Here is a 22145-nt window from a genome sequence, read left to right on the forward strand (position 1 = left end):
AAAACTTACTTGGCTTAGTCCGCGAAAAGGTTGAAAAATATTACTGGAGTCGGTTGTGGTGGCAAGTGCTCGTTGATTTGAAGGGGGATCAAAGTGATGCTGCTGTTTCATTATGGATCGAAGCAAATCAACGAAACAATAATGTTTATTTTGCCTGCGACAAAATTGTCGAACTGTATGCTTATAAAAGACATGATTATACGCAGGGAAAACAGTCTTTTCATGAGTGTTTAAGCGGTGATGAATCGACGGTCGGATTGCCTGCTAGAAACCGTGTGTTAACGGAGTTGTTTTGGCTGGTAAAAGAAAAATCGAAAAAGCAACGAGTGACAGCAGAACTTCTTGATCTGGCTGAAGGTTATCTGATGGAGTATCGAGATAATTTTGGTGAAATGACACGTTATTATGAGTTTAAAGAAAGCATTGCACGTGCCAGAGATGATATGCAGGCTGCTGCAAACGCCTTGTCTTTAAGAGCTGGACTTCTTAAAGATAATCGTTCTATTTATCATGATTTAGTTTCTGAGTATGGGGAGGAACTGACAGATAAACAAGTGCAGGGGTATGGCTATCACCTGCTTCACCGTAACCCTTATAGTACAGATGCGTTAGATAGTTATCTTCACAAACAGTTGTATTGGCGCGGAAGTCCAATCAATGCACTTCGTGCGATTGAGGCGGCGAAAGAAAAGGGAATTAATTATGATGTTTCGTATGAACGACGAGCTTTAAATGAGTTGGGTGATACTTTAAAGCTTTATGAAAGTTATCATATTGGCGCGATAGACCCAGGAGCATCGAAGCGTTACGTTAACTGGTTCGATAACGCTCGTAATCAGGCATTAAATGGCGAGCGAAAAGAAATTATTTATGAATTTAATGATACTAATTCTGAAGTTCATATTGTTCTTCCAAATGGCGAAGTCGTAACTCGGCAAGATCATCCTGTTTTTGGGAAAGTTACAAACTTTAAGAAAGGCACTTCTTTCATTTCCGTACAATATAATGAAAATGGAAATCTTCAATCGATTAAAGATTCCAGTGGGCGTGTTGTTGAGTTGAAATATAATGCCACTCATAACATTGAGAGGATGACCGATGGTGAGCGTGTTATTGAATTTATATACAATGAGAATAGTCAGCCTATATTGATTAGCATTGTAGGCTTAGGCCGTTTGTATATTGAATATGATGATAATGGTGAAATATATCAGACTCAGTCTGAGCAAGGCCACGCAATGGCTTTAAATATTACGCAGGCATTTCAGAGATTGTTATCGCTCACTCGAAAAGTACAAAGCATTCATAATTTAGATGATCTACCGGCATTAGCCGGTTCTGATATTGAGTATGACCGTTTGAAAGAAGACTATTTTGAAGCGGAAGAAGGAGCTGCCAAAGAAATTAAAGCCAAAATGGCATTAGTGGAGTATTTAGTTTCACATGTCACCGCTAATTCAGATTATTTTAATGAAGCAAATGAGTTACTAGTAGCGGTCTTCGAGTCGAGAGATAGTCAAAGTGAAGTATCCATCGCTTATACAGCTAGAGCAATTTCGTTGTGGTATGAGCTTCATAAGGAATTTAAACCTTTAGGCTTACCTCAAGATGATTTTGAGCAATGGGCAATAATGAAAACTTGGCTGGTTGGTATTTCTTTTGATAGTAAAAAATACCAAAACATTTTGAATAAGCTAAATGTAGTACCTTTAGTGTTGATGAAAGACGCTAAATGGTTAGTCACGTCAGACATACAAAATACAGGTTTTTGGCGGCGCTACGACAACAGCGAGCTATACTCGGGTGACTTGAAACGTGCACAAAAGCAAGCGTTATTGGTCAGAGATAATGGTGATATCTTACTTGGTACAAATAAAGGCCTCGCTGTACTTAAGGATGGTTTTTGGCAGTGGTTTGGTTACGATGCAAACCAAGCTAGGTTAAGTCGTACAACTTCAACTGCTTCGTTAGACACAGCATCTAATGTTCTCAGCTTGGCGGAAACTGAGGATGGTGTGTTATGGATAGGTTCCGCTAACGGACTCTTCGCTCTTGATGGTGATTATCAAAGCATACTTAAACGCTGGCGTACAAAGAGTGATGGGTTAATATCGCCAAGAATTAATGTACTAAAAGCATCGGACCGCAATGTATATGTTGGTACTGCTGATGGGCTTGTAAGTCTTACTTATAGCGATGAGAAAGTTACAGCTTTGGACGGTGTAAAGGGCAATATTCTAGATATTGTGATAGCCGGTGAAGCAGATAACAAGGTGCCTGTAATCCTGACGGAAAAGAGTCTTCTACTTCTTGATGATGGCGATGTGGTTACGATAGCTGATCGTGCTGTTAGCATTGCGTACAACGAGAGTAATAATAGCCTCTATTGGTTAACGGATGGTAAGTTATATACGGCAAGTATTAAGGCTGTTGATGATAGTTTAGATATCTCTGATGGGGAATTTATCGCACTCAAAAGTGACTTGCTGCACTCAAAGCAGATTCATGAACTAAATATTTGGCCGGTGGAGGGGGAAGGTAATACATTGGTTATTAATACCGATCTTGGTATTAACGTATTTAACGAGCATTACTTTCAATCTATGCCGTTACCTTTCGAATTGGGTCGAGGTGGTCACACAGTAGGTCCTGAGAAATCAACGGTCAGTGAAAATGGTGATATTGTTGTAGCCACGAGCGATGGTATATACGCGTATCAACCCTCTAATGTGCAGCAGTATAAAATAGGACGGGTTTATGACACGTTAGTGAATGAGAGCCTTGGAATTACTTATATCGCGACAGGTTCTGAGATTCTTTATATTGATCATACTGCTGAAGATAAAGAACCAAAGTACTTCGCGTCGGTAAATGCTAAATATTTAAGGCAGGATGCTCAAGGAAATCTCATTACGAATGATGACAGCCAAATACTGCGCTTTAAAAAAGGCGAAAAAACTGCTCAGCAATTATTCTCAACAATACAAAATGTTGAAGGTGATCGATGGGGAAATGGTTCGTTAAACGATATCTTTGTAGATTCAAACCAAAATATTTGGGCTGCGGCAGGCTCTTCTGTGTTTCGGTATAAAGAAGGAATAGAGGAACCAGAGGAATATAATTATTTCATCGATGCGGAAATCTTCCCATCGCGTAGCCAGATGATTTATCGTGTATACGAGGATCTAGACGGAAAAATTAAGGTAATTGCTTCGAATGAAAGACACTTAAGCCATAAAGGCGTTGATTTATCAGGCGGTGTTCTAGAGTGGCAGGGTGATTCATTTATTAATTTGGATGAGCATAGTAAGGATTGGCTTGGTAATAAACATTGGTTTGTTACAGGTTATACCAAAATAAACGATAATACGGCGATTGTTTCTACCAATAGAGATTTCGCTCGCGAAAAAAATGGGCGTAGAGAGTCCTTCAGTGACTTGAATGATCCAACCTATAAGGCGATGCAAGAAAAATCATCAATGATATGGTTAGGGCAAAAGGGTGCTCGGCTAGGTGATTCGAACACTTGGCTATTTCCTTCTGCGGGCGGTGTAACGGTTTATCATGAAGGGCAATGGTTCTACCCCGATCGACTAAATCAGCTGCTTCCTGATGATCAAGCTTTAGGGCAATATGGTGCACGAACAGTGCATACTATTTCTGTTGATGAACTCGATAATATATATGTAGGCACCGACATCGGGTTATTGGTCTATGAGTCTCAAGGAGTTGCTTCATTATTAAATGATAATCACCGGGGACAAGTTGCATTTATTGACTTTGATGTGGCGCAACAGCAAGAAGTTCGTGATGTGTTTTTATCAAGAATAAAACCTGATACTGAGCAAGGAAAACTGGTTAGACGCTATCAACAGCTACAGGGTGAAATAGCTGATATCGAAAGCCATCTGCAACCTGGTAGCCTTGAAACTTCGGAAGGTAAAACCTCTGATAATGTTGCAAGTGAGCCCGATAGCGCAGTGGCTGAGAGGTTTAAGGCACAGTTAAAATTACGTGAACGTAGTCGACAAAAATTATTGGCGAACCTGGAGAAAAATCACTACGGGTTATTCCAAATGCTTAAAATGGACCCACGTGAAATCGCTGCAATGCATAAAAAACTGGATGAACGGCAAGCGTTGATTCAGTACATGCCTACAAAAGATAAGTTACTGATTCAAGTGGTGACAAATACCGGGGCGGTTATTAGGCAAGTAGATGTGTCCAAAGAAGTTTTGGAAAAAATGAGCCTTGAAACTGCTGCTATTTTACGTGAACAGACTTTGCAGATCGGAGTGGGTACCTCAGATCGTGGAGCTAAACGAACAGATGCTAGTACATTGTTCAACGGTATAAAGGTGAAAGGCGATTCGCATATAAATCACCTAGCCTGGCTTTATCACCACCTAATGAGACCTGTAGAAAATGACTTAGAAGGCAAAGATCAGGTCTTTATTACACCGGTAGGCGCACTCACATACGTCCCTTTTTCGGCTTTGATTAGACAGGTCACCCCTAACATTGAGTATGCAGTTGAGCGCTATAATATTGGTATATTACCTTCTATGTACCATTTCAACCTTGTTATGCATCATTCTGATTCTTATAGTGATGGGGGTTTATTTATCGCCGATCCTGATGGTTCATTGCCAGGTGCTCGACAAGAGGTTTTAGCGATAGCAGACTCCTTTGGTGAGGATCAAACAGTGTTTCAAGGCGAACAGGCTTCTATTGATAATATTATTGAAGAGCTTGATGGATCACGTGTCATTCATTTCGCCACCCATGGAGTTCTAAATACAGAATCACCGGAGGATAGTTATCTGCTATTGGCTAATAAATATCAGCTAAATGTAATTGATATTTCAATGCTGGATTTGGAGCAGACTGATCTTGTTGTCTTATCGGCTTGTGAATCTGGTATTGGTAATTCGGGACTGGAATACGCAACGTTAGCTAGAGCCTTTGCTCACGCTAAAGTGCCAGCAGTAGTAGCTTCCTATTGGAAGGTGCATGATGACGCAACTAAAGAGTTAATGACTAATTTCTACGCCGGTTTGGGCGTTGAAGATAGCGATAACTTTTCCGCGATGAGTAGTGCGATGAAATCTATGATTTCCAGCCGTACACAATTCAGCCATCCAGCGGCCTGGGCTAGCTTTGGGGTTTTCGGAAAACCTTAATGGGTCATCATGTTTTCAAGTAAGAAGGGCTAATAGATTATATTAAGCCAAAGGCGTGCTTACGGGCATGCTTCATCGTGCTGCAAGACTTTGACCGCTCTGGTAAGCCATCGATCGTCAACACAACCGACTCACAGGGGCTACTGCCGTCAGCAGTTGTCTTAGGCCCTTGGGTGGTGATGCTCACTCTGTCGGAGGCGAAGCTTGTGGTGTTACAGGTTTGGTTTGTTTGGTGATGCTGGCAGTACGATGAGTTGCTCAGTTTTGGTGACTTGAGTGAGCTCGGGGCTAATCATGGGATTGCAGTTACCGCAAACAGGCTTAGGCATACAAGCCGTAAGCATAATCGTAAAAGGTATAAATAGTAAAACAGAGGTAGATAGAGCCTTTAATTGTTTCATAATGGATTTTTCTAGTGGCTGATGAATTAGATTAATAGACGCTTAGAATTCCTTTTTAGGGAAATAAAAACTTAGAAACTATAGGCTAAGCCTATTACTGCTGAATTTTCAGTTAGATTTTTTTTGTAAAATTTATCCCATAGATCCATTGTGATCAATTCTTCTCCATAATTTGAATGTCTTATTTCTGCGCGAATAGATAGCTTTTCAAAATATTTATGTTCTAAACCTATGCCTGCAGTCCATCCATTGTGCCAACCTTTCTGAGACTTTGTATCAGCCCCTAAAGAATCAATCCATATACGCTCTACTTTCGCATTTGATTGTCCCAAGGTTACATAAGCAAGTGTTTGTTGCTGATTGAAGAACCCTCCAATACGGGCACGTATAGATGCGGCGCCTTTGATTTTAGTCTTCGCGCTATAATCTGTACCTATAGCGCTAGTACTATATTTGGAAGTTCGACCAGAATGACTTTTCCGGTGCAGGTATTCCGTTTCAAGACCCACTAACAAGTTATTATTTATTATCCAGTTATAGCCGCCAAAGAAACCTAAAGGTACGTCATTAAGATGAGAGTTATGGGTCCAACTGTTAGGAGTAGAGAGTCCTTTATTGTGGCCAGTACCGAAGTCCTTGGTTTGGGAATACCCGCCCGAAGCACCAACATACGCTCCGGCCCAATCCTGCGCATAAATAGCATTGTTTAAGGTCATATGTGCATAAACAGCACCGCTGCTAGAAAGAATTAGAGTTGTAGCGCATATGCGAAGAACGTTATTCATAAAATACGATCCATGTGATGAGTAGCATTTTTTAATAGAGATAGGCATTGTATTTTCTGATCAAGCACTAGACAGCTTTACTTCGATGTTGGACTGACCAGCCTTCACTAGGCATTTTCCCTATCCTTTTTGCATAGGCGGAATATAGCGGACAGCGTTATACACCAGAATTTAAAGATGAAGCAGTCAAACAAGTTTCTGAACGTGGTCATTCAATCGCTGAAGTATCTGATCGTTTAGGACTCCTTGTATTAATAGTTAGCTCAGGATGAGGTGACTAAGTGCTATCAAATGATAGCAACTTAGGGCCTCTGCTCAGCAGAACTTAGCCGCCAGAAATTAGACATAAAACTAATCCTGATTTACGAGCTCTTCCGACTTTAACTGAAACTCTTCAGCAGGTACCGGTTTTCCGAATAGGTAGCCTTGATAGATATAACATCCAAAATCATGCAGTCGTTGTCTTTGCTCTTTGGTTTCTACTCCTTCAGCAATGACCTTAAGATTCATACTGTGAGCCAGAGCAACAATTGTCTCTGCGATGGCTGCGTCATGTGGATCCGTCAGTAGATCGCGGACAAAGGATTGGTCAATCTTAAGATAATTAAGCGGCAGTTTCTTCAGATAGCTCAGCGAGGAGTACCCGGTACCAAAGTCGTCCAGGGCGAAGCCTATGCCTTGTGCTCCAAGTTGCCACATTTTGTTAGCGATATCGTCAACATTGTTAGATAAAACACTCTCTGTTAGTTCTAGATTGAGGTGGCCGGGGTTGATACCCGTTTTCTGGACAATCGCAATAACATCTGCCACAAAGTCTGGATGCTGGTATTGGCGGGCGCTGACATTAACGGCAACGGTTAAGGAGGGCGTAGTAGTATCCTCCCACCGCTTCAGTTGTTTACAAGCTTCTTCTAACACCCATAGGCCGATTGGAAGAATCTGACCAGTATCTTCAGCCACCGGAATGAAGTCCAATGGTGAGACCATACCGCGCTCCGGATGATTCCAGCGTATCAGTGCTTCAGATCCAATAATTACACCATCAGAATCAACCTGTGGTTGGTAGTAAAGTTGAAACTGCTTTTGTTCAATCGCTACATGGAGATCTGTCTCAAGTTGAGCTCGTATACTCGCGGCCTCCTGCATCTTCGGATTGAAGAAACGAATCGTATTTCTACCCGCAGCTTTTGCTTGATACATAGCCAAATCAGCCTGTTGAAATAACTGATCTATGCCGACCTGATTGTTATCAGAAAACAGCGTAACGCCAATGCTGAGGGTGCTGTGATGGTTGAAGCCTGAAAAGCTATAATATTGATTTTGTGCTTCAAGTATTTTTTCACTTAGATTACGAATCTGGTTCATTGCAACCTCTGATTCGGAGTCAAGGTCTGTCAGCATTATAACAAACTCATCACCGCCGAACCGGGCTACTGTATCTGTTTTTCGCACAAGTTTGGTTAACTGATCGGCAACTTTCTGTAATAGGATGTCACCTTGATGATGGCCTACGGTATCGTTCAGAGTCTTAAAGTTATCCAGATCGATAAATAGCAGGGCCCCCTCTCTACCGTAGCGCTGTGAAGCCAATACTGCCTGCTTAAGATGTTCAGTAAACATTCTCCGGTTCGGCAATTTGGTTAAAGAATCGTAATAAGCCAGTTGCCTAATATGTTCTTCAGATGCTTTACGTTCACCGATATCGGTTAGTGCTCTGACATAGTGGGTGATGGCGCCATGATCATTTTTGACGGCTGTAATCATTAGCCATTCGGGGAAAATCTCTCCGTTTTTACGCATGCAGCAGATCTCTCCCTGCCACTGGCCTCTGTCGCGGACTTCTTTGCGGATCTGATCATAGAACTCTTGTAGGTGCTGGCCTGAACGAAGGATTTGAGGGGTTTTGCCGATCACTTCCACCGGCTTATAGCCGGTAATTTCTGTAAATGCCTGGTTGACGCTGAGAATGACATTATTAGCGTCGGTAATGCACATCCCTTCCTGGGTTTCAAAAGCAGCAGCAGCAACCCTGAGCTGATCCTCATTTTGGCGCCTGAGAGCGATCTCATTGCTCATCTGTTCAATATTGTCTTCGATGGTGTCAGCCATTGCATTAAACGAGGTTGTTAGGCGGCCCATCTCATCCTGGCTATTAATTGGCAGGCGTAGGTGCAGATCCCCGTTATGAAAATTCTGGATACCATCATTAATAGTGGTTATCCGGCGGGTCAGCGTATTCGCCATCCAGATGGCGATCGCAATAACGATAATAATTAGTATTACAGTTGAAATGGCTAGCTCTAGTGTTGAAACACTAAGCCGATGTTGGATCTCAGCACTAAGTGCGTCGCGTTGTTGCTGATAGTCAATTATCTTAGATGTAATGATAGTTGAGATCCGGTTGCCTGATTCAACTGCGGCCAAGTGAAAGTCATTAACATTGGCGCCGATGGTAACAAAACCAAAGCCTTTCCTGCTCTGGCCGTAACGACTGGTGTAATAGGGGATAGTAGCTGCAGTGGTGAGCTTCCAAAGCCCGCTGAAATAGATGACGAAAGAACCAGAACCTCCATCACGTGTGAGTTGATCCCAACCTTGGCATTGGGGTGAAAAGTTCAGATAACGACAATCAAGGGCAATGGTACCCTGACGAATGAGTTCTTTAGCGGGTTTCTTATTCAGAGAAGGCTGATCAAAATCTGGGATTCCAGGAAGAAACTCATGGGATGGTAATTTGGACTGCTGCCACGCCTGGTACAGGGAGTTATCCATCCAGGGCGTTTCGGGCAATCCTGTTTCACTGTTGTAACCGTGGATAAAGTAATCTCTGGGATGGGAAATAGAACGGTTTTTATAGTCCCACATAAAGGCGTAGTTGCCCTCTATAGCATCAGCTATCGGTGTATAACGCTGTTCTGTAGGGGTAATGCGGTCGGTAAAACGACGTATATGATCGTGGTTCAGAGCCAAGGTGACATAGCCAGTTATCTTGCCATCCTTCACCAAGGGTGTAGCCCATCGAACAATACCCTGAAAGCGTTTTCCGACAGGGTTTTCAGTGCCGGCGTATGCAGATTCTTCAGGTCTGAATTCAAGGCCTGCTTTATTTACTCTTTCCGGCGTGTAGGACCCAATTATGGAGCTTTTTACATACTCCCCAATGACTTCTGAAACATAAATTTCACCGGCTTTCAGTGATCGTAGCTCAGGCCAATAGGTTTCTGCTTTAGCAAACGTCTGCAAGCGTTGTGAGGTATCAATCAACGGTTTTTCATCATCGCCATCGCTGGAGATTTTTAGCTTTTCTAAACCATCCAGACCGATCAGGGTTATTTCCCGATACAGTGGAGTGGATTGTTTTTCGCCTAATAACTCCTCTTTTCTCTGGTGAAACTGTTTAGCATTGGCTTTAAGTTCTGCTATTACGTTTGTTGTTTCTGTGAAAGGTATATTATCTATCGAAAGCCAGTGGCTTTGATCAGGGGATAGTTGCCACTCACCATGCGGATATAGATCTCGCATCCTATTGTTGAAAAAGCTTCTGAAATTTTTCTCTGTAGGCTCCAACAACGCTGCCAGGCGGATATCCTGATCTCTTTCATAGAGAAATCTGGCGATTGCCTGTGCCGTATCTGTGGTTAGTCGTTCGATCGCTTCTCTTGAACGATTATCGAGAGCTGCAGTGCTGTCGTTAATGACTGTATCGCCTACAGTCTGGATTGTTTCGAACATCCCATCGGTCATTTCTGCAGAACGCGCGGTAACATTATTCCCCAGATCGGTAGCCGCATTCCAGGCAAAAGCGGCCAGGGCAATTAATGGAATTACCTTGATAAGGACAAAAATGCTAATCAGTTTTCCGCGAGTGCTTTGGAAATATTTCAGTGCCAAGCGAAGATTCCTTTCGTTCGAATAAGCTTGTTACAACTCTAGCGCATCATTGAAAGATCAACGTTGTACTTGTGTACCAAATTGGTGAGTTGGATAGAAATGCTTTAGCCTTACTTCCTGCTGGTGACAGCGATTGCAACGCTACCTATCCCTTTAATTAGTTTTATTTGGTTTGCTAAATATCGAAGGCGTGACTGAGCATAGTGGTTGGCTTCATGACTCTCTTGATTTCTTTTTAAGCTGGTTGCCTTATTCTTGGTGCGATGTGTTTTTGCTGTGGTTGGTAACTAGAGTCTTCAATGTGCAGCTATTGGCATATAGCGGATTTCAGAGCATCCTAGAGCAACGTAGTGTCGTCTGTTGACTGCAGTGGCCTCCCGAGATAAGGGTTTTTAAAATAGAACAGGTTTTTGCTGAAGGTAGATCGATTTAAATGATTACTTGTTGGCTATAGGTACTTCACAAAACAATTTGATAAAATTACTGAGTAATTTTGCGTCAAAGTGATGGGCCATCTTTTGCTTCATTATCAGAAGGGCATTAAAACTGCTCATTCCGTCTTTATAAGATCGCTTAGCCGTTAAGGCATCGTAGATATCAGCCAAAGCGCATATCTGGCCAAACAAATGAAACTCTTTGCCTTTCAATCCATAGGGATATCCAGACCCATCTAGTTTTTCATGATGTTGCACTACGATAATTTCTATTTCATCGCTCAATGAATTTGCTTGTTTCAGCTGCATAACGCCCAAGTCAGGGTGCCTTTGCATAATATCCCACTCATCGGCATTCAGTTTCCCAGGTTTGTTCAAGATAGCGGGGTCAACGCCAGCTTTACCTACATCATGCAGAAAAAAACCAACACCTAGCTCTTTGAGTAGGGTTTGATCCATAGTCCCCAAGCAGTGCTTAGCAAAGACCATCGCTTTAAACCCTACACTAACCGAGTGTGTATAAGTGTAGTAGTCGTGAGAAGTGATTCTTAATAGTTCATCGGATAGTTCTGGATCAGAAATGAGATTGCCAACCATTCCCTTCAGAGCAGTGACGGTTCCCTGAACTGAATCGTTAGTCAACTGGGCTGAAAACAGCTGCGATATTAATTCGGTACTATGTTCAATAACAAACTCTGCTTTTTCACTGACAGGCAATGTACAGTTAAGTGCTCGGGAGAGTTTCTCAGTAGGGGAATTTATTTGTTCCCATTCGGATTGGACTAGCGGTTGTGATATCTCTTCCGGTTTACCTATTGAGTTGACGTGTTGTTGCGATTCCTTTTGCCTTTCTGTGCTTTTATGAGAATCGATAACAACGGTATTAAATAGTTTTTGTATTACTTCAACCTGTTCCTTGGTTGATAGTTGGAAATTGTTTTTTGAAAAGGGGTGAGCTTGCCAATTGTTCTTCTGACTCTCGCCCAATCGAACATAGTCACCAATCTTTATTTTATCGACGGTCATTTCCATATTTATATTTTTCATCATTGCCATCCTGCTAGATGATTTTCCAGAAGCAGCTACGGCTGAGTTATGAGTTTTCCCCTTTGCTCAGCGGCAAATGCCATATCCACTCCAAATATCGGTGTTCGATAATGGTATGAACTAAATCTATTATGTTGCTTTGTTCATAATTTGTGATAAATCGGAAACCAGCTTGCTTAAATTATTAGTTGCTTGATTTGTTTGTTCAACAGAGGTCATGCTGCTATCAGCAATATCGCGAATTGAAACAATGTTTTTACTGATCTCTTCTGCCGCGATACTTTGTTGTTCAGCCGACGCAGCAATTTGATAACTACCTTGTGAAATTGTTTCCATTGATGCTGAAACTTGATCGAATGCATTCCCTGCTTTTTCGGCATGAGCGGCTCCAGTTTGGGCTTTTTCATGGCTAAGCTTCATGGTATTAGCAGTATCGTTCACACTACGTTGAATATTTTCGACTGTGTTTTTAATTTTACTTGTAGATTCCTGAGTCCTGGATGCCAAAGTACGTACTTCGTCTGCCACGACCGCAAACCCACGGCCATGATCACCGGCTCGGGCAGCTTCAATTGCTGCATTTAATGCCAATAAGTTAGTTTGAGCAGCAATGCCGTCAATCAAAGCGGCAATGTCTCCAATCTCATCTGTTTGAGTGCGTAACATTTCTGATGATTGAGATGCTGCTGCAACGTTGTCGACTAACATTTGAATTGTCATGAGCATCTCATCGACAATATGAATTCCGTCTTTAGCCTGCAGGGCAGCTTTGTGTGTTTCATCTGAGGTTTTGGAAGTATTGCCGGCCACTTCATGAGAACTAGCTGCCATCTCTGTTGCAGCCGCTGCTAACATGTCACTTTCTAAGTTCTGCTGCGCTATGCCTAATGATGTTCGCTCTAATGCCTCATGGGTCGTAGACATTACGTCATTGAGCGTACCAATAGCATCTTCTACTCGCCCTGTTACTGTCCGCAGGCGCGCATCAGACATCTGCATGGATAAATTTAGCGTGCCCACCTCATCCATACTGTCGGTCATTGTCTTTTGTACTAGAGGATTGTCATAAATCTCTAGTGCCATATTTGAGAGACTTCTTAACGGCTTGAACAGTTGATAGTGGAGAAAGCTAAAGAGAGCTGCAGACCCTCCCATGATGATTATTTTTATCGGTATAGAGAAGGGGGTGAAGACTACGCTGCTTTGAATAATTAGGGCGAGAACGACAATGAACAGTGTTTTGTTGGCAAGGCTTACTCTTGATAATGAAAAAGAGCGTTTTTTTCCATTGATATCGGCATACACCTCTTCTGCTCGTTGCTTGGCGGAGTCAGATAAACTTGTTCTGACTGACTGGTAACCGATTTTCTGGCCGTTGCTACCGTAAAGGGCTGTGACATATGCCCGAACCCAATAGTAATCACCATTTTTGCAGCGATTCTTTACGACACCCATCCAGGGTTTATCTGATTTGAGGTGTAGCCATAAATCAGCAAAAGCTTTGGATGGCATACCTGGGTGCCTTACCAGATTGTGGTGCTGTCCAACTAACTCTTCGAGACTATAACCTGAAACTTCTACAAAGTGATCGTTGGCATAGGTAATACGGCCATTAAGGTCGGTGGTAGAAATCAATCGAATATTGCTCGAGAAAGGACTCTCAACGTTGGTGTGTTTTTTCCCTTTCATAACCTGCTTCCTTAGAGATAAGAGTCTTGCGATATGTCTATTGGTCTGGTGTTTTGAGCGGAGTTTGCTTATCTATATGATTATCAATGAAAAATAAGTTCTTTATTTACGGTAAAGCTAAGCAAAGAACGGACTTATATAGATAAGTTATAAATCAAATAAACCCTAAGGTGTCTTAACTATTAAATTAGAAGCCACTCTATTGTTAACTAAAGCGTATCTAGCGGTTAGTTTCCGCGTGCTGCAGAAGTCTGTAAATAGGAATAACTCGTATTTTTAAAGTGGTAAAGGAGGAGCCCTCGAAACTATTGTGGAACCGCTGAGTGGAATTGGTTAGATTTGCTACAGTCGCTTATACCCACCATGTAGTAACGCTTTAGCAGATAAGCCCATAGAGTCCCCACACAGTTATCCACAGGAAATGTGAATAACTGTCAGACCAAATGCCTTTCGCAATGGAGCTTAGTTGATCGTCTACGCGAACAATTAGGTATCAATTGATCTATACCAGTCTTAGGATTAGCGTTCTTACTCTATTCAGAAAGCTTTCCTGAACGAGCCTTAGTATCTCTTCCTATTCGAAGAACCTATCAGCGAATTGGTTATAAAGAATGAGGTTTTCAGGTTAGTTTCATCTGAAGGTATTAGCATAATATATAATGCCAAAGGGTTATTTCTTACGCTCTGAATGTATTGAAAATACCTTGTTGTCGAAGTTGATAGATACATCCCAGCCCATTATTGGGATCGAAAATATCAATTTCGTCAAAGGCTTGAAGAAAATGTTTTGTCTTGGGTCTATGCTCTAGAGAGCCGGCTTTGTTATGTATATGACAAGAATTGATCGATTGAAAATCACATTGCAGTGATCAGCCAGTGGGAAGCGCGTCTGCTTGTTTTGACGTTCGCTCTACGGATTAGGGGAAAAATAATATGAAACCCGGTAATTTATTAAAAGTAGGTCTCTTTCTATCTGTCAGCGGTCTTATTGTTGGTTGTGCAGCATCGCCTGATTATTCCGGTAACACCGACAGTCGTTGGGCTGATTTTAAAAGCTGGACCAAAATCACTGAGGGACGCACCAGTACGGGTGATCCGACTGGTTTAGTCAGTGGTGTACATAAGGGGCGTGAAGGCTATCGCGATGTGTATGTAAATGACATTGGTCTGGCAGTAAATCAAGGTACGGCGCCTTATAATTACCCTGTGGGTTCGGTAATCGTGAAGGAGCAGTTTGATGATCTGGAAGCTTTTAAGGCGCAAAAGCCAACAGACCTGACAATTATGGTAAAGCTGAAAAATAGTGATACCCCGGATGCGAAAAACTGGGGATGGTCTGCTGGATACGACAGTAAGTTGGAAGAGGTTAATGCTTTCTGCAGCGGTTGTCATTCTGTTGCCGCTAAGACTGACTTTGTCTTCACTAACGAAGAGTTTTTGAAAAAGTTTCACTGAATAAACGGCCAGTAATCTGGAGATTGTTACCAGATAAGCCTCTCTTTGAGCAGGTTAATGACTGAACGAGGAGCCACTCAGGTAAAACTGGGTGGCTTTTTTGTCTATAGGTACTTCTTCAGCCCTATTGAGGTTCTGTAAACGTGCCATTGACCATTGTCTTACCAGATTCCATACCTCTAGGTCCTTGTTGTACCAATTCCGCTCGCGCCTTATTGGATAAGTCTGGAGTAGAATTAGTGGACGTAGAGATAAGAAGTGATTGAATCCCAGGTAATAACGTTCGGTACAGCCTGGTTAACTACCTACCTTATATTGCCGAAGCATTGCTCCGCCAGTTAAGACAATCAGCCCAGCAAAGATGAAGCTGAAGGTGATTTGCTGGTGGATGTCGAAAGGTTCACCGAGGATGAAAACACCCGTAATAAGCTGCAGTGAAGGGGCTAAATAGAGCATAAAGCCGAGAATGACCAGGCTTAGATGTCGAGCAGCTGCTGCATAAGCCAGCAGCGGTAAGGCCGTTAAAATCCCCGCTGAAACCAATAACAGACCATCGATGGATAGGCTGAAATGCTGTTCTCCGTTCCAGGCTATCCACAACCAATATCCTAAGGCAAAAGGCAGTAATAATAGGCTCTCTATCATCAGTCCGGTTACCGTATCGACGGCTGTTTGTTTGCGGATGAGGCCATACAAGCCAAAAGAAAATGCCAGGGCCAAAGACGCCCAGGGGACTTGATTAGCGCCGAATACTTTGTAACTCACGCCGACTACCGCAAGGCTCAATGCAATCGCTTGGTAGGGAAGAATACGTTCCTTGAGCACCCAAACGCCCAGAGCAATGCCGACCAGTGGGCTGATAAAATATCCTAGACTGGCACCTACCGCATCGCCAATACCGACGGACCAGATGTAAACAATCCAATTGGTGGCGATCAATAGCGACGATGCAAACAACTGGAGTACCAGCTTAGGTTTTCCTAGTGCATCGCGCACATTACTCCATCGGCGGCTGAGGGTCAGTACGATCGCAACAAATACGGAAGTCCAGACTAGCCGGTGCAGTAAAACCTCGACGGGAGGGATATGCTGTAACTGGTGGAAAAACAGGGCAAAACAGCCCCAGATAAGATAAGCGAACAGCGCCTGAAACATGCTGCGGGAAAAGTCAGTCATAAACTGGCATCCAACCTGGAGGTTATCGTCTTAACGTGAAGAAATATAACCATGCAGCTCAGATAGCTATTAAGCAGAACGGGAAATAGATCTAGAATGGGAAGTAAAGAAGGGGACTCAGCCCCTTCCTTTGTCAGTCCTTAAGCAAGGTAAGCACCGCTTCTGCGACGGCAGTCGAAGAGGCTGGGTTTTGACCGGTGATCAGCATACCATCCTGGACGCAATAAGGCATCCAGTCAGGGCCTTGGCTGTAAAGTCCGCCCCGGCCTTTTAGTTCATCTTCCAGCAGGAAAGGCACTACATCGGTCAGTCCTACAGCGGCTTCTTCGGTATTACTAAAGCCGGTGACCTGCTTGCCATCAAACAGCGGTTGTCCTTGCTCATCTTTAGCGTTTAGCAGCACGCTGGGGGCGTGGCAGACGGCAGAGACTGGCTTTTCTTGTCGGGCAAAAGCTTCGATTAAGCTAATCGAATCGGCATCGGTAGTCAGATCCCACATCGGCCCATGACCTCCCGGATAGAAGATGGCATCGTAATCATCTGCAGAGATTTCAGCTAGCCGCAGCGTTTTAGCTAACTTGTTCTGCAACTCGCTATCTGCATCAAAGCGATGGGTAGCATCGGTCTGAAAATCTTCAAGAGCGCTTTTGGGGTCAATCGGAGGCTGCCCACCCATAGGTGACGCCAGGGTGATATTGTTCCCGGCATCAGCAAAGGTGTAATAAGGTGCAGCAAATTCTTCAATCCAGAAGCCAGTTTTTTCGCCGGTATTGCCGAGCGAGTCGTGCGAAGTTAAAACGAATAGAATGTTCATAGTATTTTTTCCTTACAATATACCGCCTACCATGAGTCTTAGTTTAGACCGACTGTTTTTATTAATTAGAGTCGGGCACGTAGGCTGATATCGATTAAATTATTTTACAATTTGACCAGCATCTTGCCGGTATTCTTACCTTCGAACAGACCAATAAACGCAGTAGGAGCTTGCTCGATACCGTTAAAAACGGTCTCCTTCCAGCTGACTTTTTCTTGCTGTATCCACTCCACCATTTGCTCAACAAACGCGGGGTAACCATCCCAGTGGTCAAATACAATAAAGCCCTGTATTTTCAGCTTTTTGATGACGATTTGTGAAAGGTTTGCCGGCCCAGGTGTGGGTGCTGTCGCGTTGTACTGATCGATCATACCGCAGACGGCTATTCGGCCATTGGCGTTCATCAGATTGAGGACCGCTTCCAGATGGGCGCCTCCCACATTTTCGAAATAGACATCGATACCTTCGGGGCAGGCGGTAGCAATATCCTGCTGCAGATTGTCGGTAGTTTTGTAATTGACTACAGCATCAACGCCCAGTTCTTCCTTGAGATAGCGGGCTTTGGCATCAGAGCCAACACTGCCGGCAACATAACAGCCTTTCAATTTGGCGATTTGGCAGACAATTGCCCCTACTGCTCCCGATGCTGCAGAAACAAATACCCTATCGCTTGGTTTAAGCTCTGCAATTTTCGTTAGGCCGGTAAATGCCGTCATCCCCGGCATTCCCAGTACACCTAAAAACGCTTGTTCAGGGATTCCTGTTTCAGGTAATAGCTGTAGATCTTCACCTGTTGTGGTGAAATATTGGCGCCAGCCATTCATGTTGGAAACTTTATTACCGACTACAAATGCTGGGTTGTTGGATTCAACCACTTCGCCAACAGCGCCACCACTGAGAACTTCATTGATAGTAAAAGGCGCGATATAGCTGTCGCGCTCAATCATGCGACCACGCATATAGGGGTCGACCGACATCCATCGATTTTTAACCAGTACCTCGCCATCTTTCAATATGGAAATAGGTATTGAAACGAGACTGAAGTCTTCCGCTACCGGGAGGCCTACAGGGCGGTTTTTAAGATGAATTTCCTGGTTTTTTTCAATGTACATTGAGAGGCCTCTGGTAAAGCGTTATCAGTTAACAGCTGAGTATTTTATTCTGCCAGGGGTGATGCATCCAATGCATTGCGAGTATAGTTATCATGATTATTAATTATGTAATAAAGGTGTTATAGCGTTGAATCTCACCAGTCTGTCTGCCGCTGACCTGAATCTATTGCCGGTTTTTCAGGTGTTGTTAGAAGAGCGTAATGTCACCCGTGCGGCAGGGCGTTTGAATTTAACTCAGCCTGCCATTAGCCGTAACTTGGCTCGGTTGAGGCAATTGTTTAACGACCCGTTGTTTACACGCACACCTAAGGGTTTGGCTCCGACCCCGCGAGCTGAAGCTCTGGCGCTTCACTTACAGCAGTCATTGCAAGATCTCAGTCAGTTGATTGAGCCGGCGACCTTTATTCCTGAAGAGGCGACTAATAACTTCAGGTTAGCGACGACAGACTATGGCGCTCAAGTATTATTACCGTCAGTGATAAAGCGTCTGAGAGTAGAAGCACCGCAGGTTAATCTGGAGATTATTCCGTGGCATGAAAGTCTGTTGCAACAACTCGATCAACAGGACATAGATCTGGCCACCTGCACTGTCGCTGATGTTCCTGCCGCGATTCACGGTCGGGGGGTTGGCAGTGACCGTTTTGTTTGTGTCGTGCGTGATGATCACCCTCTTATTGAACAAGGGCTGGATGTTGAAAGTTATGCCTCTCACCCACATGCATTAATTACGATGGGAGGCTCGCGTAAAGGAGCGATTGATTACCTACTCGAACAACAGGGGCTAAAACGCCGTATTGCATTAAGGGTGCCTCATTTTGTAGCCGCACTCGCACTGGTTGCTCAAAGTGACCTGTTATTGACGGTGCCTTATGGTTTAGCAAAAAGTTGTGCGGCGCAGTATCAGCTGAAAATCCTCCCTTTCCCTATAGAGCAGGATGATTTTACCTATTCCATCATCTGGCACGAACGATATAAGAAAGATCCCGGGCATGCTTGGTTACGCCAGTTGGTATTTGAGCAGTTAACCCAAACTCTTAAAGTGATAAATAATGATTGTACGTTTTGACACAATCGTTATTGAGCGGGGGTTATTTAATAAACAGTTTTGGCTATGTCTTCTAATCTGGCATTGAGGGTTTGGCAATGCTCAATATGCCGTTGCGAGTGTGTAGAGGTGCTGTCAGAGATATAGCTATATAGAGGGTTATAAAACTCAAACCAATTCTATTAATAAATGTCTGTTTTTAAGTAAAACTGGTTTAACAGATATGACACTCTGCCTATTACTCAAAATCACACCTCCAAAAACCACTCTCTCTTCAATCTGTTTTAGAATGAGGTGTCTACAAGAGCTAAGTTCTGAGCAAACTTAAGATGGAGTGTTAAGGACGCTATGCAAAAAATACTTCAGTATATTCTTCCATTTGAGTTGCCACGGACATTTCCAGATAATACATTCAATGATCTTTATGACGAGTGGGATAAACCCTCCCGACAGATTCAGATTTCAGTAATAAGCTGCTTAACTGCGCTGCTATACGTGGCCTTTACCTTTATTGACAAATCTTCCTGGGCGCCTGAGCACGTCCAAGTATTAATGCTGAAGAGTCATCTGTTAATTATCGCTCCCATAATGCTTACTATTAGCTTTTTGGCATATAAAAAGCGATTCTACAACACTGTTATGTTGATGCTCGCTATATCCCCAGTTATAGCGATGTTAAGTCACGCTTATATCGCTAGTAAGCTTACCAATATCCCGCCGTTTCTAGCGGAAGGCTATCTGTGTGTGTTTTGGATCTTTATCGTTTCGGGTATGACCTTTAGGTATGCGTTAGTCAGTGCGATTTTATCATCTGTTATTTTGCTTTTTTCCGCCTTTTATTTTATGAATCTGGCTGGTACCTATGCCATACATGCTTTTTGGGTTTTTTGTAGTTTCTCGTTTGGCTGCCTCGGTGCCTTGATATTTGATAGATCGAGAAAAGCTATCTTTATGGGGCAGCAAGAATTGCATCGCCTGGCAATTACTGATCCTTTAACTGGCGTATTTAACCGTAATCACTTGGATAACGTCCTTTCTCAAGAAGTTGGGCGGTGCCTTCGATACAACCAATTTTTTGGTCTCTTGATCATAGATATTGATAATTTCAAAAGCGTAAATGATACATTCGGGCATGCTGCTGGCGATAAGGTTTTGCAAAAGACAGCTCAGTTGTTGTCACAATCTATACGTGAAAATGACACGTTGATAAGGTGGGGAGGAGAGGAGTTTATTGTTATTGCCCTTGAGGTCGATGAGCCAAACCTTCTCCAGCTTTGTGAAAAACTAAGGGGAAAGATTGAAGATGAGGGTTATGCTACAGCAGGTAAGATTACTGTAAGTATTGGTACAACGTTGTTTAGAAAAAATGATACCAAGGAAACGCTGATTTCTCGGGCCGATAAGGCACTTTATGAAGCAAAAGAAAAAGGTCGAAACATTACTGTTTACACATAGTTAATCTATTGACCTTCTTTGAGTGCAATATGTCTTGGCGCCAATGGCGCTGATCTTTCCTAATTACTCAAAATCATACATTCACTAATCTTTCTCTCTCTTAACTGCTTTAAAATGATCTGTGTAGGTTAGTCATAATTAGAGGATAGAGCGTTGTCAGATTTCACGCCTCATGGAACGGATGAGTGGGTTGAGATGATCGGCGAGCATGAGTTGCCGGCGTTATGCTCTACTATCCGCGAGATTGAGAAGCTTTCTAAAGATGATACTTCCTCACTGGCTAAACTAGGCCAGACGGTACTTCATGATCATGCCTTAACATCTTCTATTCTTAAAGTCGCTAACAGCGCTGGTTATATGGGGCGAAATCCAGTAACAACCGTTAGTCGGGCGTCGGTAGTGTTGGGGCTGACCCGGATTAAGAATATCTGTATCACCGCAAAATTACTTAATAGTTTGTTAAAGAATCGAAAGCTGACCCCCGGGGTTTATGAGCGTTTGCTGAAGCTAATGGCGCAGTCGTTTCATGCGGGGATGATTGCTAAGTTGATGATGCAGGGTTATGACGAGGATGTTCAGGAAGAAACCTTTATTGCTGCTTTGCTAAACCGTTTTGGTGAGAGTGCTTTCTGGAGTAGAGGGGGACGGATCACGGTTGAATTGGATAAGGCGTTGCGACAAAAACAGGTCGCCCGGCCTGAAGAGGCTGCTCATATTGTTCGTCAGACGCTGGGCACGACTTTCGAAGAGATGAGCCTGGGATTAGCCAGTTCATGGAATATGGGCACTGTGCTGATCAGTTCGCTCGAGGAACCTGAGTTACGCACACCTGAGCTGCGGTCGGTCAGTCTGGCGGTTCACTTGAGTGATACCCTGGCAAACCCAAAATACAATCGTGCAGAGCTGGAAAAGTTGTTGACCGAGGCCGCTGACCTGATGCATCAGGATAAGTGGGAAGTATTGGCTGAGATTGAGCGCTGTTCAGAGGAAACCGTTGAACTGCTGAATTCTTATGGTGCTGGAGTATTAACCCGCTATATTGGACATGATCCGATTGCGCCTACCGCTATAGAAAGTAAACCGGACGATGAAGAACCGAGTGATCAGGCGCTGCAACTTAGAATTCTGCGTGAGTTGGCATTTTTGCCCAATGAAAATGCGGATTTTAATCTGATTGTTCAAACCGCGATGGAAGGTATTCACCGGGGTATTCGCATGCGTCGGACAATCGTTTTTCTCAAGTCACGTGAGAGGCGCAGTCTAATGCCTCGGTTTATATCTGCACCTAATGGGAATCAGATCAAACGGAAGTTTGTCGTCGGTCTGGACGGTTCACCTAATATCTTCAGTCATGTGCTTAATACCCGGCAACCGGTTTGGGTGGATAATGTGAATGCGCCAAAGTGGCGGTCCTATCTGGACAGTTCATTAAGAGGCTTAGTCGGGGGTGATGAGTTTTTTGTGGCGCCCATTATCTGGGGTAAAGCCTGTGTTGGGTTGTTCTATGCTGATCGTAATGACCCTTCTGATAAGAGAGGGCAGCGGCCTATGAGTCAGGATGACTTTATGGCATTTACACTCTTTGCTCAACAGACCAATCTCTGCTTATCGCTTATTCGTAAAAACTCATAACGTAAGATAAAACGGAAAACCCACTT

The 22145-nt window shown here is 43.4% G+C and carries 12 protein-coding genes and 1 pseudogene; 6 read left to right on the forward strand and 7 right to left on the reverse strand.

The window, feature by feature from the left end:
• The first annotated feature begins 65 nt into the window (after positions 1–65).
• Positions 66–5183, forward strand: a complete 5118-nt coding sequence (locus QZZ54_RS10535) for a CHAT domain-containing protein (RefSeq protein WP_290702515.1) — start codon at positions 66–68, stop codon at positions 5181–5183.
• Between the two features lie 472 nt (positions 5184–5655).
• Here QZZ54_RS10535 and QZZ54_RS10540 read toward each other — a convergent pair whose 3' ends face one another.
• Complete coding sequence (locus QZZ54_RS10540) at positions 5656–6369, reverse strand: outer membrane beta-barrel protein (protein ID WP_290702517.1); 714 nt, start codon at positions 6367–6369, stop codon at positions 5656–5658.
• A 155-nt stretch (positions 6370–6524) separates the two neighbouring features.
• Between QZZ54_RS10540 and QZZ54_RS10545 the strand changes: the two are divergent.
• Positions 6525–6614: pseudogene (locus QZZ54_RS10545) on the forward strand (transposase); the annotation flags it as partial.
• A gap of 106 nt (positions 6615–6720) precedes the next feature.
• Here QZZ54_RS10545 and QZZ54_RS10550 read toward each other — a convergent pair.
• From QZZ54_RS10550 to QZZ54_RS10560, 3 genes are all read right to left on the reverse strand, one after another.
• Positions 6721–10260: an EAL domain-containing protein gene (locus tag QZZ54_RS10550; protein WP_290702519.1), complete on the reverse strand. Its 3540-nt coding sequence runs from the start codon at positions 10258–10260 to the stop codon at positions 6721–6723.
• Positions 10261–10697: 437 nt separating this feature from the next.
• Positions 10698–11744, reverse strand: coding sequence for an HD-GYP domain-containing protein (locus QZZ54_RS10555; protein ID WP_290702521.1), 1047 nt, complete (start codon positions 11742–11744; stop codon positions 10698–10700).
• Between the two features lie 126 nt (positions 11745–11870).
• Positions 11871–13430, reverse strand: coding sequence for a PAS domain-containing methyl-accepting chemotaxis protein (locus QZZ54_RS10560; protein WP_290702523.1), 1560 nt, complete (start codon positions 13428–13430; stop codon positions 11871–11873).
• Positions 13431–14363: 933 nt separating this feature from the next.
• Here QZZ54_RS10560 and QZZ54_RS10565 point away from each other — a divergent pair.
• Entirely contained in the window at positions 14364–14885 is a 522-nt protein-coding gene (locus QZZ54_RS10565; RefSeq protein ID WP_290702525.1) for a cytochrome P460 family protein, read from the forward strand.
• A 297-nt stretch (positions 14886–15182) separates the two neighbouring features.
• Here the strand turns inward: QZZ54_RS10565 and rarD are convergent, their stop codons facing one another.
• The 3 genes from rarD to QZZ54_RS10580 all read right to left on the reverse strand — a co-directional run bounded on the left by rarD (position 15183) and on the right by QZZ54_RS10580 (position 17987).
• Complete coding sequence (rarD, locus tag QZZ54_RS10570) at positions 15183–16061, reverse strand: EamA family transporter RarD (protein ID WP_290702527.1); 879 nt, start codon at positions 16059–16061, stop codon at positions 15183–15185.
• Positions 16062–16194: 133 nt separating this feature from the next.
• Entirely contained in the window at positions 16195–16875 is a 681-nt protein-coding gene (locus tag QZZ54_RS10575) for a type 1 glutamine amidotransferase domain-containing protein (RefSeq protein ID WP_290702529.1), read from the reverse strand.
• A gap of 104 nt (positions 16876–16979) precedes the next feature.
• Complete coding sequence (locus QZZ54_RS10580; RefSeq protein ID WP_290702531.1) at positions 16980–17987, reverse strand: NADP-dependent oxidoreductase; 1008 nt, start codon at positions 17985–17987, stop codon at positions 16980–16982.
• A 127-nt stretch (positions 17988–18114) separates the two neighbouring features.
• Here QZZ54_RS10580 and QZZ54_RS10585 point away from each other — a divergent pair, with 127 nt between their 5' ends.
• From QZZ54_RS10585 to QZZ54_RS10595, 3 genes are all read left to right on the forward strand, one after another.
• A complete protein-coding gene (locus QZZ54_RS10585) occupies positions 18115–19053 on the forward strand; it encodes a LysR family transcriptional regulator (protein ID WP_290702533.1) in 939 nt (312 codons plus the stop codon).
• Positions 19054–19380: 327 nt separating this feature from the next.
• A complete protein-coding gene (locus QZZ54_RS10590) occupies positions 19381–20487 on the forward strand; it encodes a GGDEF domain-containing protein (RefSeq protein ID WP_290702535.1) in 1107 nt (368 codons plus the stop codon).
• 153 nt (positions 20488–20640) lie between these two features.
• A complete protein-coding gene (locus QZZ54_RS10595; protein WP_290702537.1) occupies positions 20641–22119 on the forward strand; it encodes an HDOD domain-containing protein in 1479 nt (492 codons plus the stop codon).
• Positions 22120–22145 lie beyond the last annotated feature (26 nt).

The sequence above is a fragment of the Amphritea sp. genome (genome assembly GCF_016744155.1).
Classification (GTDB): Bacteria; Pseudomonadota; Gammaproteobacteria; order Pseudomonadales; family Balneatricaceae; genus Amphritea.

Coding starts and splice junctions, on each gene's coding strand:
- QZZ54_RS10540 (WP_290702517.1), bottom strand. CDS start 6,369: ATGAATAACGTTCTTCGCATATGCGCTACAACTCTAATTCTTTCTAGC.
- QZZ54_RS10555 (WP_290702521.1), bottom strand. CDS start 11,744: ATGATGAAAAATATAAATATGGAAATGACCGTCGATAAAATAAAGATT.
- QZZ54_RS10560 (WP_290702523.1), bottom strand. CDS start 13,430: ATGAAAGGGAAAAAACACACCAACGTTGAGAGTCCTTTCTCGAGCAAT.
- QZZ54_RS10565 (WP_290702525.1), top strand. CDS start 14,364: ATGAAACCCGGTAATTTATTAAAAGTAGGTCTCTTTCTATCTGTCAGC.
- rarD (WP_290702527.1), bottom strand. CDS start 16,061: ATGACTGACTTTTCCCGCAGCATGTTTCAGGCGCTGTTCGCTTATCTT.
- QZZ54_RS10575 (WP_290702529.1), bottom strand. CDS start 16,875: ATGAACATTCTATTCGTTTTAACTTCGCACGACTCGCTCGGCAATACC.
- QZZ54_RS10580 (WP_290702531.1), bottom strand. CDS start 17,987: ATGTACATTGAAAAAAACCAGGAAATTCATCTTAAAAACCGCCCTGTA.
- QZZ54_RS10590 (WP_290702535.1), top strand. CDS start 19,381: ATGCAAAAAATACTTCAGTATATTCTTCCATTTGAGTTGCCACGGACA.